This is a genomic window from Pseudonocardia sp. WMMC193 (genome assembly GCF_021728735.1).
Lineage (GTDB): Bacteria > Actinomycetota > Actinomycetes > Mycobacteriales > Pseudonocardiaceae > Pseudonocardia > Pseudonocardia oroxyli.
Map to the genome: position 1 here is coordinate 2342250 of NZ_JAKKDO010000003.1, position 13427 is coordinate 2355676.

Consider the following 13427-nt stretch of genomic DNA (forward strand, 5'->3'; position numbering starts at 1 on the left):
ATCTGTAGTCACCGCAAAGCGCGCTGCCCCCCCAAGATCGCGACCCGCGGTCCACAGGTGCCGAATCCGGCACCCGTGAACCGCAGACGGCGATCATGGTCTGTCAGAGTCGGGGCAACGGGTGGGCCCGGCGCGACTACGGCGAGGTGTTCACCAGGCAGCACTTCGCCGTCGGCGGCGGGCCGTCGCCGCGGGAACGCTGTGCAGACACGGACACGCTGTGCAGACACGGAACTGTCAGGGCAGACGGGCGTCCCCACCCAGGTTGCCGACGATCCGGCGCAGCACGTCGATGGTCGTGGCGTACTCCTCGTCGCTCACGTCCGCGCGGAGGGAGGCGTGGGTCGCGCCGTTGCGCTCGCGCGCCGCCGCGAGTCGGGTGACACCGTCTCCGGTGAGCGCGACGCCGACCTCGGACTCGACCACGAGCCCGGCCCCCACCATCGCGTCGAGCTCGCTCGCCACGTCGCGCCCCTCCTCGCGGTCGCTGTAGCCGGTCAGCGTCTCGACCAGTACGTCGCGAGGCCGAGGGCCGCCGTCGAGGTGGTTGAGGATCCACCACTGGGGCTGGCTCAGGGCGTTCGCCGCGAGGCTCTCCCGGATGGCCGCGGCGATCCGCCGGTAGGCCTCCCCGGTCCAGTACCCGATCGGCTGTCGGACGAGCTCGTCGCGGCGGTATCCCATGCCGGACCCAACGGCCACGGTCACGGCGATCTGCCCGACCCGCCGACGTTTTCACCACGAGCGAACCCGGCGGGACTCCCCCGAGATGCCGCCGCGGGTCGAGTACCCGATGACCCCGTCGGGCGAGCGGCTCGACGCCGTCCTGATCCCCCTGGGCGACTGGGCCGTCGAGCACATCGACCAGATCGGGGGTAGTCGAGCACCCGGCTGAACTCGTCCCCACCGTGCCCCGCGTCGACGAGGATCTCGCGGATGCCGAGGGCGTGCGGGAGGAGCTCCGCCGGCGCGATGCCCTCCGCGCGGGCCAGGGCGGCGGCGTGGGCGAAGGCGCCCGTGGCGGTCCGGAACAGGTCGAGCAGGGCCATGTCGAAGGCCGCGGCCCGCCCCGGCTCCTCACCGGTCCACCGGGCGGTGCCCAGCTGCTCGAGCACGGTGCGACGGCGACGGACACCGTGTCTCCTTGCGCTGTTCCGGATGTGACGGACGAATGGTCGCCCTCCGGGGCAGCGCCCGACCAGTACGCACTTCGAGGTGACCGGGGCACCTCGAAGTGCCTGTGGCGCTACGGCAGCGAGGGCTCGACCATGGCGGTCACGTCGTCGACCAGCGGGCGTCCGGTGCGGTAGGCCTCGAACTGGGTCGCGACGAGCGCCGCCAGCTCGCCCAGGGTGCCCCGGTGGTCACCGGCCATGTGCGGGGTGAGCAGCACGTTCGGCAGCCGCCAGAGCGGGTGGTCGGCGGGGAGCGGCTCCGGGTCGACGACGTCCAGGCTCGCCCCGATCCGCCCGGTGGCAACCGCCGCGGTCAGGTCGGCCGTGTCCACGGTGGCCCCGCGTCCGACGTTGCTGAACAGCGCACCGTCCTTCATCCGGGCCAGGAAGGCCGCGTCGACCAGTCCACGGGTGGCCGGGCTCAGCGGCAGCGCGGAGGCGACGACGTCCGCGCGGGGCAGCCACTCGTCGAGCTCCGCCAGCGGCAGGACGGGGCGGCCCGCCTCGATCCGGGCGCTGCGCGCGAAGGCCACGACCTCCGCCCCGCACGCCGCCAGCCTGCGCGCGAGTGCCTTCCCGACGACCCCGTGCCCGAGCTGGACCACCGTGGCGCCGACCAGGCTGCGCAGCCCCGCGGCGGGGATCTCGCTGGTGGGGTCGTCCACGTCGACCCAGTCCGCGCGGTCCTGGGCGCGCACGTAGTCCGGCAGCCTGCGCAGCGCCGCGAGGATGTTGAGCAGACCCTGCTCGGCGGTGGTCTCGGCGATCACGGCGGCCGCGTTGTGCAGCCGGGCGCCCGACGGCAGGTGGTCCATGACGTAGTCGAAGCCCACGCTCATCACCTGCACCCGCTCGACGGCGGGCAGCTCCCGCATCCGGCGGCGGCGCTCGACGCCGCCGTCGCGGCTGATCACCACGAAGCGCACGTCCGCCGCCGGGACCGCGCCCGCCTCGAACTCCTCCCAGGACGCCACCCGCCACCCGGCGGGCGCGCCGAGGGCCTGCCGCTGCAGCTCGTCGACCACCAGCACGGTGTCCATCCGTTCCCCTCTCATCCGTTCCGGTCCCGGCGCGCCGACAGCAGCGCCGCGAGCAGCCCGACGACACCGAGCGCCGCCGCCGACACGACGTACCCGTCGGGACCACCGCCCAGTACGACGGCGAGCACGCACGCCGTGCTCAGGGCCAGCGCGCCGTTGTGCAGCACCGACCGGAACCCGTTCGCGATCGCCCGCCGGTCGGCGGGCACCCCCTCGATCACCCGGCGGGTGATCGAGGCCATGAACACGCCCTCGCCGAACCCCGACACCGTCAGGAGTACCACGAGCGCCACGACGGCAGGCCGCCCGGTGAACAGCCCCGCCAGCCCGAGCATGGCCACCCCCACCAGCGCGGCCCCGGTCGTCGTCAGTACCCGCGCCGAGACCCACCTGCCCAGCAGCCCCGTCGCGGGCGAGGCGACGACGAGGGCCAGTCCCATCGGCAGGACCAGCGCACCCGACGCGCCTGCGGAGAAGCCCCGGACGGTCTGCAGGTACAGCACCACGAGCAGGGCCGACGCGCCGAACGCCAGTCCCGCGCAGAAGGACGCGCCGTAGGCGAAGCCGCGGTCGCCCGCGAGGATCCGCAGGTCGAGCACCGGCTCGCGGACCCGGCGTTGCACCGTCACGAAGACGCCGCCCGCGAGCACCCCGATCCCCAGGACCAGGGCGGCGAGGACCACCCGCCCCGCCGCGACGAACTGCCCGGCCAGCAGCACGGCCACGATCGCCGCGATCGACAGCACGGCGCCGGGGACGTCCAGCCGGAACCCGGCCGACCGGGCGGGCGAATGCGCGTGCCGCAGGCTCCACCAGCCGATCCCGCAGGCCAGGAGCCCGATCGGGACGGCGCACCACAGGATCGAGCGCCACCCGTAGGCGTCCACCAGCAGCCCGCCGACCACGGGGCCCAGCAGCGTCGCCGCGCCGCCCGCGGTGATGTTGAGCGACAGCGCCAACGACAGTCGCGGCGGCGGGAAGACGTCGCTGATCACCGCCGTGGTGTTGCTGACCGCCGCCGCGGCGCACAGCCCCTGCAGGACCCGGGCGGCGATCAGGACGGTGTCCTCCCGCGCCAGCGCGCAGACCGCGGCGCAGAGCGTGAACACCACGAGCCCGCCCAGGTAGAGCGGGCGGCGGCCCAACGAGTCGGACAGCTTGCCGAACACCAGGATGGTGGCCGCGTTCGCCAGCGGGAACGCCAGCACCACCCAGGTCGCCGTGCCCGCGCCGCCCGCGAGGTCGGCGGCCATGTCCGGCACGGCCACCCCCAGGGCCGACGCCGACCCGAACACGAGGACGGCCGCCAGGGAGGTCGTCGTCAGGACCGCGACCGCGGCCGCCCGCGAGACGGGCGCCGGCGCGACGGCGGTCATCCGGCCGCCCCGTCCCGCACCCGCCACGGCCCGCCCCTGGCGATCCCGAACACCAGGGCGAGTGCGTCCGCGCAGGCGCAGACGAGCAGGGCCACGGTGAACGCCGCGCTGACCTGCGGACCGGAGTCCTGCACGTCGTAGCCCGCGATGCCGGAGGCGGACACCAGCAGCAGGACCACGCTGGTGCCGAGTGCCGCGGCGCTGTTGTACAACATGGACCGCACCGAGTTCGCGACCGCGCGCCGCTCCGGCGCGACACCGCGCATGATGGCGGTGGTGTTGGGCGTGACGAACGTGCCGATGCCCGCGCCGACGAGGACCAGCCAGGCCATCGTGGCCGGGAGCGCGGCCGTGGGCGGGGTGAGGGCCAGCCCCACCGTCCCGACGACGGACAGCCCGCCGCCGAGCGCGGTCAGGGTGCGGGCCGTCAGGATCCGGGTGAGCCGCCCGGAGACCGGGGTCACCACGACCATCGCCAGCGCCATGACCATCCCGGTCAGCCCGGCCTCCGCCGCCGAGCGACCCGCCACGATCTGCTGCTGCAACACCACCAGGACCGTCACCCCGGCGCGGCCGAAGGACTGGAAGAAGGCGGCGCCGTAGGCACAGGCCCGGGCCTTGTCCCGGACCAGCGCGAGGTCGACGAGCGGGTCCTGCAGGCGGCGCTCCAGCAGCCCGAACACCGCCCACAACACCACGCCCAGACCGAGCATCGCCCAGACGAACGGGTCCGCGGGCCCCGCCGTCGACAGCCGGTTGACGCCGTAGAGCAGGGTCGCGAGCGCGGCGGCGGACAGGAGCGCGCCGCGGGCGTCGAACCGCTCCCGGCGACCGGACGCCCGCCGCGGCGCGGGCAGCACCCGCAGACCCAGCAGCAACGCGGCCAGTCCGAAGGGGACGTTCACGAGGAACACCGCCTCCCAGCCCGCGACCGAGACCAGCAGCCCGCCGATGGTGGGGCCTACGGTGTTCGCGACCGAGGCCGCGGTGAGGTTCAGCGAGAGCCCGTAGGCCAGCCGGTGTTCCGGGAACGCGTCCGCGACGAGCGCGGAGGAGTTCGCCACGATCGTCGCGGCGGACACCCCCTGCAGCGCCCGGACCGCGATGAAGGTGCCCGCGTCCGGGGCGACGGTGGCGGCCAGGCTGAGCACCATGAACGCCGTCATTCCGACCAGGTAGATCCGCCGCCTGCCGACGAGGTCCGAGATACGCCCGAACACCAGGATCGACGCCGTGTTGGCCAGCAGGAAGGCCAGCAGGAACCAGTCGGCGAGGCCTGCGGGGGCGGCGAAGTCGCGGGAGAGGTCGGGGAGGGCGACGTTGATCGAGGTGCCGTTGATCAGCACCAGGGCGAGCGCGAGGCTGGTGACGGCGAGGACGGCGTAGGGGCGCGGGGCGATACCGGCGGGCGCACCACGCGGTGCGGCCGCCGGGCGTACGGGGGGCGTGGTCGTTCCTTCCACGGGGCGGCGTTCACGGGGCGGGCGGGCCGCGGCGGCGCTGCCGCGGCCGGGCGGTCAGGCGTCGAGGATCGTGATGTTGCCGAAGTCGATCGCGTTCTCCGAGCGGTAGGTGAAGCCGCCGACGTCGGTGCGGAAGATCTGCGACGGCTGGATCGAGCACACGAAGATCTCCGGCGAGGACTCGACGAGGATCTGCTGGGCCTGCACCCACAGCGCGCCCGCCTCCGGGCTCAGCGGGTCCGGGAGCGCCTGGGCCTGGTCGACGATCGCCCGGAACCGGTTCGCCGAGGCGTCGTCCCAGCGGGAGGGGTTCGACGCGTCGTTGTTGGGCTTCCAGAAGATGGTGCAGGCGTACGTCGGCGTCTGCACCTGGGACCGGTTGCGGTAGATGATCGCCTGGCCCGCCGCCTTGTTGCGCAGGGTCGAGAAGTCCGCGGCGGTCTTCTGGTCGATGCTGATGTCGAACCCGGCCTCGCGGGCGTAGGACTGGATCAGCACCGACGCGTCCATCAGGTCCTGGTTGGCCGTGGACACCGAGAGCGTGAACGCGATCCGGTCGTGCCCCGCCTCGCCGAGCAGCGCCTTGGCCCGCGCGGGGTCCGAGGTCGGCGCGGGCACCTTGGACACGTCGTAGTTGCGCGTGTTCGGGTTGACGTTGCCGACCGTCGGCACGGCCCGGCCCGCGTAGATCTGCTGCATGATCTGGTCGTAGGGCACGGCCAGCGACATCGCCTTGCGCACGCGCTCGTCGTCGAACGGGGCCTTGTTGGTGACCAGGGTGAGGTCGACGTACTCGATGGGGTCCGCCTCGGGCACGACGACGGCGTCGTTGGACGCCAGCCGCGCCTGGTCGGTGGGCCGGGTGCCCTCCGCGATGTCCACGTCCCCGCTCGCCACCAGCGACGCCCGGGTGCCCGCGTCCCCGACCACGCGCAGGGTGACCTGGCCGATGGCCGGGGCCCCGTAGGCGTAGTTCGGGTTGGCGGTGAGGATCATCTCCTGGTCGGGGGTCTGCGAGGTCACGTGGTACGGGCCCAGCCCCCAGCCGCCGTTGGCCTTGGCCCACTCCAGCGCATACGGGTCCGCGGAGGTCGCGTGCTGCTTCAGCGCGGTCGAGTCGTAGATGTGCCCCTGCAGGTTCGCCAACAGACCGAGGAAGGTCAGGCCGAAGCCCGGGTTGGTCAGGGTGAAGGCGACGGTGTGGTCGTCGATCTTGCTGATCGCCTGCGGGCCCGCGAACCCGCCCTGCCACACCGTCTTCGAGTAGGTGGGGGTGTTCCACTTGCGCTCGAACGAGTACAGCACGTCGTCCGCGGTGATGGGGTTGCCGAGCGGGCTCTGCAGGCCGGGGCGCAGCCGGAAGGTGTAGGTCAGGCCGTCGGCCGACACGTCGTAGGACTCCGCGACGTAGCCGACGTAGGTGTTGAAGTCCTGGACGACGGTGTTCTCGGTCTTGCCCGCGATGTAGGGGTTGCGGACCAGGCCCGCCTGCAGGTTCGCGTTCATCTCGAACGACTCGAGGCTCAGCCCGCCGCCGCCGACGACGCCGTCGAGCGTCGGGGCCAGCGCGGGCACGGCGACGACGAGGGAGCGGGTGCCGCCCCCGCCGCCGCTGCCGCCCGCCGACGAGCCACCGCCGCCGCCCCCGCAGGCGGCGAGGGCCAGGAGGCCGAGGCCGGACAGGCCGCCTGCGAGGAAGCCGCGGCGGCCCACGGACCTCTGCATGATGCTGCTGCCGCGGGCGGAGTACATGGGCTGGGTCACGGGGGTTTCTCTCTTCTCCTGGTGAGGGGGCGGATCAGTGGCCCGGGGAGCGGGTCAGACGGGTGATGACGCCGGTGAGCAGCGCCGCGGAGGCGACCGCGACACACAGCGCGAGCGCGGGGAACAACGTGGTCCACCAGCCGCCGAGCATCACGTCGGACATGCCGGTGGAGATCATCACGCCCCACTCCGGCGTCGGCGGGTTGAGCCCGACGCCGAGGAAGCCCAGCGACGCCGAGACGATGATCGAGACCCCGAAGATGTTGGAGCTGTTCTCGATCGCGGGCCGGGCGGAGTTCGGCAGGACGTGGCGCACCATGACCTGCCAGGGCGTCAGGCCCGCCATCCGCGCGGCGTCCACGTAGGCGTCCCCGCGGACCTTGAGGACCTCCGCGCGGGTCAGCCGGACCTGGTTGGGCATGAGGATCAGGGCGAGCGCCACGCTGAGGCTGACGATCGACGGGCCGAACAGCCCGACCACGACGACGCCGACGATCAGCGGCGGGACGGCGTCGGTGAGGTCGGTGAAGCGGTTCATGCCCCGGCCGAGGAGGCCGCGCACACCACCCGCCGCCTCGTTCATGCCGAGGACCAGCCCGAGGGCGAGCCCGATGGCCGTCGCCATGATCGTGACCAGCACGGCCATGACGAGGTTCACCTGGGTGGCCGCGACGGTCCGGGAGAACACGTCCATGCCGGTCGCGTCGGTGCCGAACAGGTGGGCGCCGCCCGGCTCGAGGTTGGCGGGCGCGACCACCGTCTCCGGGTCGAACGGCACCACCAGGCGCGCGACGACCGTGAGCAGCGCGAGCAGGGCGAACGGGAGGGCGGGCAGCCACACGCGCCACCGGGACGCGGGCCGGACCGGTGCCGCCGGAGCGGGCGCAGGCGCGGGAGTGGTCGGGACGGCCGCGAGGACTTCGGTCATGGGGCTCAGCCGTCCACTCGGACGCCGGGGCGGCGTCGGGGGTCGAGGATCATGTTCACGAGGTCGACCAGGAAGAAGACCAGCAGGCAGAGCCCGGCGATCACGACGAGGAAGCCCTGGAGGCCGACGAAGTCCAGCTGCTCCACCGAGCCGATCGCGAACTGGGCGACCCCGCCGAAGCCGAACAGCTGCTCGATCACCACGACGCCGCCGATGAGGCCGCCGAACATGGCCCCGAGCATGACGACCGACGACGCGCTGGCGCGCCGCAGCACCGAGAGGTGGATGGAGGTGCGGGTGGCGCCGGAGGCCACCTTGAACAGCGTCGGCGAGGCGGTGACCTGCTCGCTCAGCCCGAGGCTGAGCTGGCGCCACAGGCTCGGGGTGTGGACCAGGACGAGCACCGCGAGCGGGAGGGCGTAGCGCGCGGTGATCGCCGCGAACACCGGCCAGTCGCCGGTGATCACGCTGTCCAGCAACGGGAACCCGGTGACGTCCGGCATCGTCATCCGCGGGTCGACGCGCCCGAGCGGGGCCGGGATCACCTGCAGGACCACGAAGAACAGGACCAGGCCGAGGATGGCGACGGCGAAGTCCGGCACGGAGCCCGCCAGCTTGCCGTAGCCGCGCAGCACGGCGTGCAGGCGCGGGCTGCGGGTGGTGACGGTGATCGCCGCCAGGACCAGCGCCAGGGCCACGCAGCCCAGCAGGCCCAGCGTCACGAGCTCCACCGTGGACGGCAGGCGGCTCATCACCTCCTCCCACACCGGACGGCCGGTGACGGGCGAGACGCCCAGGTTCCCGGTGACCAGCTCGGACCAGAACCGGCCGAACTGCGACCAGACCGAGCCCGCGAGGCCCATCTGCTCCGCGGCCCGGTCGTAGTCCTCCTGCGTGAAGCCGCCGCTGGCGTCGATCCGCGCCATGACGGGGTCCCCCGGCACCAGCCGGACCAGGAAGAACGCCACGCTCGCGAAGACCGCGACGTGCAGCGGCAGCACCAGGGTCCGGGTGATCCACCAGCGGTGGCGAGCCAGGAACGGGCTCAACGGTCCTCTCCTCTCGATGCGGGCGACGGCACCGGTGCAGCCGCGGAGTCGGGTGTCTGGTCGACGAGCCAGGCGCCGGAGCGGCGCAGGGACGTGACGGTCGCGGCCACGGCGAACGCGACCAGTAGTCCGGCGGCCAGGTGGAAGCCCCAGAGGGCGCCTGCGGGGTCGGCAGCGACGCCGTCGTAGCCGCCGATCCCGGCGCCCGCCAGGCCGGCCGCGGCCAGCAGCAGGGCGAGCGCGGCGCCCAGGGTCTGCGCGCTGTTGAACATCAGCGACCGGATGCCGTTGGCGATGCCGCGCCGGTCCACCGGGAGCCCCCGGACGATGGACGCGGTGTTGGGGGCCATGAAGATCCCGTTGCCCGCCCCCACCAGGACGAGCCCGACCCAGAAGGCCCCGCCCGTCCCGGCCCCGGTCATCGACAGCCCGAGCAGCAGGTAGCCGACGGCGGTCAGCGCGCAGCCCGCCGAGGAGACCGCCCGCGGCGTGAGGGACCGGGCGAGGACGCCCGCGACCGGCGAGGTGACGACGAGCGCGGCCGCGGTGACCGTCGCGGCGATCCCGGCCTCGACGCTGGAGGCCCCGAGGACCGTCTGCTGGTAGAGCACGACGAGCACCAGCGACGCGGCCTGCGGGAGCGCCATCAGGAAGGCCGTGGCGTAGGCCAGCGCCCGGTTGCGGTCCGCGACGAGGCCGAGGTCCACCAGCGGGCGGGCGGCCCGCCGCTCCACGACCACGAACGCGCCCAGGATCGCCACCGCCGCGACCCCCAGCCCGAGCACCCGCGGGTCGGTGACCCCCCACGCGGACGACCGGTTCACCGCGAGCAGCAGGCAGGCCAGCCCGACGGCCGACAGGACCGCCCCCGGCACGTCGAGCGACTCCCCCGCGCTCCGCGTCCGCCGGTCCCGCGGGAGCACCGTCGCCGCCAGGGCCAACGCGATGAGCCCGAACGGCACGTTCACCAGGAACAGCGAGCGCCAGCCGTACGACTCCAGCAGCAGCGCGCCCACCAGCGGCCCGAGCATCCCGGCCGCGGACGCCGTCATGATGTTGATGCTCAGCGCGCCCGCCAGCCGGTGCGCCGGGAACACGTCCGAGATCACCGCGGTCGCGCCGGTGATGATGATCGCCGCGGCCACGCCCTGCACCCCGCGCAGGGTCGCCAGCACCGCGGGCCCGGTCGCGAACGCGGCGCCGATGCTGGACACCACCAGGATCGCGAGGCCGGCCAGGTAGATCCGCCGCCGCCCCACCATGTCCGAGATCCGCGAGACCACCAGCACGGACATCGACAGGGTGAGCATGAAGGACAGCAGGATCCAGTCCGCCGTGGCCGCTGCGATCGACAGGTCCGCCGAGATGGCGGGCAGCGCGACGTTGGTGGCCGTGCTGTTCAGGAAGACCAGCAGGCTGCCGAACGTGGTGACGACGAGGACCGTCCAGCCCCGACGCCCGGAGGGTTCGTTCCGCGCCCACGGTTCGCTCGCGAGCTCGCTCACGCGGACACGTCCAGCAGTGGTCGGGGCCCGCGGCGGTACGCGTCGAGCAGCGAGACGGTGTACGGGTGCGTGGGGGCGTCGAGGACCTGCTGGGTCGGCCCGTGCTCCACGACCTCGCCCCGGCACATGACCAGCAGCTCGTCGGCCACGAAAGCGGTTGCGGGCAGCCCGTGCGAGACGAACCCCAGCCCGACCTCCTCGGACTCGCAGAAGTCCCGGATCATGTTCAGCACCGCGCCCTGGACGGACACGTCGAGCGCCGACACGACCTCATCGCACAGCAGGATCCGGGGCTTGACGACCAGGGAGCGGGCCAGCGCGAACCGCTGCCGCTGGCCGCCGGAGAGCTGCGCGGGGTAGCGCTCCAGCATCCGGCGGTCCAGCTTGAGCAGGTCGAGCACGGGCAGGATCTCCGCCTCGGCCGCGTCCCGGTCCAGCCCGCGCAGCACCCGCAGCGGGGTGGCCACGGCGTCTCGCAGGGTGCGCCGCGGGTCGAAGCTGGAGAAGGTGTCCTGGGCGACGTACTGCACGGTGCGGCGCAGGTCGCGGGTCCCGGCGCGGCTGCGCAGCAGCTGCGCGACGTCCGCGCCGTCGAGGGTCACCCGCCCCTCGCTGGGCCGGTCCAGCCCGACGAGCAGCCGGGACAGCGTCGACTTCCCGGAGCCGGACTCCCCCACGATCCCCAACGACGTCGCGGAGGTGATCTCCAGGTCCAGCGGCTGCACGGCGACGTGCCGTCCGAAGCTGCGGCTCAGCGCCTCGGCACGCAGCGAGACCGGCTTCCTCATGCCGACACCTGCTCGAGCTCGGCGCCGGCGGTGCGCGCGTCGGAAGTCGACCCGGAAGTCGACCCGGAAGTCGACCCGGCGGCCCGCTCCTCGGCGATCCGGTCGAACTCGGCGCGGGCCTCGTCGGACAGGCTCGGCAGCCGCCGCAGCCGGGAGGACTCCAGCGTGGGCACGCACTCGGTGAGGGCGAGCGTGTAGGGGTGGGTGGCGTCCTCCTCGACGTGCTCCGCCCGGACCACGTCCACGATCCGCCCGTGGTACATCACCACGATCCGGTCCACGTACATGCGGCACAGCTCGATGTCGTGGCTGACCACCAGCAGGCCCGCGCCGGTCCGGTGGGTCATGTCCAGCAGCAGGTCCATGACGTCCCGGCTCAGCGAGGCGTCCAGGGCGGAGGTCGGCTCGTCGGCGATGAGCAGCGTCGGCTCGCTGCACAGCGCCAACGCCAGCATCACGCGCTGGCGCATGCCGCCGGAGAGCTCGTAGGGCCGCAGCTTCAGCACCCGCTCGGCGTCGTTCCCGGTCCCGCCGAGACCGACCTTGCCCAGCCACTCGACGGTGAGCGCCCGCGCCTCGCGCCGACCCACCCGACGGACCCCCCGCAGGACGTCGGTGAACTGGGACCCGATCGTCGCGACGGGGTCCAGCGACGTCATGGCGTCCTGGAACACCATGGACATGCCCGGCGTGCGCTGCGGGATCAGGTGCTTCTGCACCCGGACCACGTCCTGCCCCGCGAACCGGAACGACTCGTAGGTGCGGACGGTGTTCTCGAGCGGCAGCAGCCCGGCGACGGCGAGGGCGAGGGTGGTCTTGCCGGAGCCGGACTCCCCCACGATCGCGACGTGTTCGCCGCGCTCGATGCGCAGGGAGGCCCGGTCGACGGCGGGGTCACCGCCGCCGTAGCGGACGGTCAGGTCGCGGACGGCGAGCAACGGCTCGCCTTCGGGGGTCTCGGGCACGGATCTCGTCCTTCGTGGTCGCGGGCGCGGAGGCGGAGCTCGCGGAGCCGACCATCGGCTCCGGTCGGCTCAGAACTCGAGCAGGTTGTCCCGGAAGCGGGAGTGCGTGTACTCGGTCCGGGTGAGGCCGCGACGCTGCAGCGCGGGGACCAGGCCGTCGGCGATCTCGCTGACGTACCGGCGGTTGAGGTCGAAGTTCGCGATCAGGAAGCCGTCCCCGCCGACCTCGGCCATGACCTCGTCCATCTTCGCCGCGACGGTGTCGGGGCTGCCGACGAACTCCATCGTGGACAGGGACTTGCGGAGGAACTCCCGCGGCGTCTTGCCGATGGCCTGCGCCAGCATCTGCTGGTGGCCGTTGGTCTTCGCGGTGTCGGGGATCGGCTCGTCGAGCGGGAACTGCGCGAAGTCGATCCCGGAGTGTCGGGACAGGTGCAGCAGGCCCAGCTCGGGGTGGGCCTCGGCGAAGGCGACCTGCCGCGCGCGCTTGGCCTGGGCCTCCTCGTCGGTCTCCCCGACGACCGGGGAGGCCATGAACAGCACCTTGACGTCGTCGGGGTCCCGGCCGAACCCGACGGCCTGGGCCCGGATGTCGTCCCGGAACCGCTTCATCGCCTCCGGGCCGCCCTCGACGCCGGAGATCACCGAGTTCGCGGTGCGGGCGGCGAACTGCCTGCCCCGCGGCGACCCGCCCGCCTGGGTGAAGACGGGCCTGCCCTGCGGCGACTGCGGCGCGTTCAGCGGCCCGCGCACCTTGAAGAACTTGCCCTCGAAGTCGATGGTGTGGACCTTCTCGTAGTCCGCCCACACGCCGTTCTCCGCGTCGAGGGTGACCGCGTCCGCGTCCCAGGACTCCCACAGCCTGCAGCTGACGTCGAAGAACTCGTCCGCGATGTCGTAGCGCAGGTCGTGCTCCTCGAGCAGGTCCTTGCCGTAGTTCTGGGCGGCGCGGTGGCTCGACGAGGTGACGATGTTCCAGCCGGTGCGCCCGTTCGACATGTGGTCGAGGGTGTTGATCTTGCGGGCGAGCATGTACGGGTGGTACTCGGTGACCGACAGCGTCGGCACGATGCCGATCCGGCTGGTCAGGTGGGACATGATCGGCGCGAGCACCGTCGGGTCCATCTTCGGGGTGGCCGTGGCCGAGGACAGGTAGGCCTTGGCGTTCGAGCCGTACGCGTCGGGCACGTAGGACGAGTCCTCGATGATGATGTAGTCGAACCGCGCCCGCTCGAGGGCCTGGGCGATGTCGACCCACAGCTGCGGGCTCGCCCAGTCCTGGCCGCCGCGACCGGACCACGTCTTGTTCCAGGACTTCACGCCGAAGCCGCCCGCGCCGAACCAGGCGAGGTGGAAGGGGTTGGCACTCACTTC

General features: G+C 73.0%; 12 protein-coding genes and 1 pseudogene. 1 reads left to right on the top strand and 12 read right to left on the bottom strand.

Translation table 11 applies throughout. The features are described from left to right. Positions 1-237 precede the first annotated feature (237 nt). Positions 238-684 (bottom strand): MarR family transcriptional regulator, encoded by a 447-nt coding sequence (locus tag L3X23_RS12555; protein WP_237192408.1) that lies wholly within the window; start codon positions 682-684, stop codon positions 238-240. Between L3X23_RS12555 and L3X23_RS12560 the strand changes: the two genes are divergently transcribed. Continuing rightward, positions 683-895: a helix-turn-helix domain-containing protein gene (locus tag L3X23_RS12560; protein ID WP_237192409.1), complete on the top strand. Its 213-nt coding sequence runs from the start codon at positions 683-685 to the stop codon at positions 893-895. The genes L3X23_RS12555 and L3X23_RS12560 overlap by 2 nt on opposite strands. Before the next feature lie 40 nt (positions 896-935). Here the strand turns inward: L3X23_RS12560 and L3X23_RS36590 are convergent. From L3X23_RS36590 to L3X23_RS12610, 11 genes and pseudogenes are all read right to left on the bottom strand, one after another. After that, positions 936-1115: pseudogene (locus L3X23_RS36590) on the bottom strand (NAD(P)-dependent oxidoreductase); the annotation flags it as partial. Positions 1116-1246: 131 nt separating this feature from the next. Continuing rightward, positions 1247-2215 carry an NAD(P)-dependent oxidoreductase gene (locus L3X23_RS12565; protein ID WP_237192410.1) on the bottom strand — a complete coding sequence of 323 codons (969 nt, stop codon included), beginning with the start codon at positions 2213-2215 and terminating at the stop codon, positions 1247-1249. An 11-nt stretch (positions 2216-2226) separates the two neighbouring features. Next, entirely contained in the window at positions 2227-3591 is a 1365-nt protein-coding gene (locus L3X23_RS12570; protein ID WP_237192411.1) for an MFS transporter, read from the bottom strand. Further along, positions 3588-5054: an MFS transporter gene (locus L3X23_RS12575; RefSeq protein WP_237192412.1), complete on the bottom strand. Its 1467-nt coding sequence runs from the start codon at positions 5052-5054 to the stop codon at positions 3588-3590. Before L3X23_RS12575 ends, L3X23_RS12570 begins: the two co-directional genes overlap by 4 nt. A gap of 54 nt (positions 5055-5108) precedes the next feature. Next, a complete protein-coding gene (locus L3X23_RS12580; RefSeq protein WP_237192413.1) occupies positions 5109-6818 on the bottom strand; it encodes an ABC transporter substrate-binding protein in 1710 nt (569 codons plus the stop codon). A 34-nt stretch (positions 6819-6852) separates the two neighbouring features. Next, a complete protein-coding gene (locus L3X23_RS12585) occupies positions 6853-7746 on the bottom strand; it encodes an ABC transporter permease (RefSeq protein ID WP_237192414.1) in 894 nt (297 codons plus the stop codon). 5 nt (positions 7747-7751) lie between these two features. Further along, positions 7752-8795, bottom strand: a complete 1044-nt coding sequence (locus L3X23_RS12590; RefSeq protein WP_237192415.1) for an ABC transporter permease — start codon at positions 8793-8795, stop codon at positions 7752-7754. After that, positions 8792-10300 (bottom strand): MFS transporter, encoded by a 1509-nt coding sequence (locus tag L3X23_RS12595; protein ID WP_237192416.1) that lies wholly within the window; start codon positions 10298-10300, stop codon positions 8792-8794. The genes L3X23_RS12590 and L3X23_RS12595 overlap by 4 nt, the downstream gene beginning before the upstream one ends. Further along, the gene (locus tag L3X23_RS12600) at positions 10297-11088 is read right to left on the bottom strand and encodes an ABC transporter ATP-binding protein (RefSeq protein WP_237192417.1); all 792 of its coding nucleotides are present in this window, start codon (positions 11086-11088) and stop codon (positions 10297-10299) included. Before L3X23_RS12600 ends, L3X23_RS12595 begins: the two co-directional genes overlap by 4 nt. After that, positions 11085-12053 (bottom strand): ABC transporter ATP-binding protein, encoded by a 969-nt coding sequence (locus L3X23_RS12605; protein ID WP_237192418.1) that lies wholly within the window; start codon positions 12051-12053, stop codon positions 11085-11087. The genes L3X23_RS12600 and L3X23_RS12605 overlap by 4 nt, the downstream gene beginning before the upstream one ends. Positions 12054-12122: 69 nt before the next feature. After that, positions 12123-13424, bottom strand: coding sequence for an NtaA/DmoA family FMN-dependent monooxygenase (locus tag L3X23_RS12610; RefSeq protein ID WP_237192419.1), 1302 nt, complete (start codon positions 13422-13424; stop codon positions 12123-12125). Positions 13425-13427 lie beyond the last annotated feature (3 nt).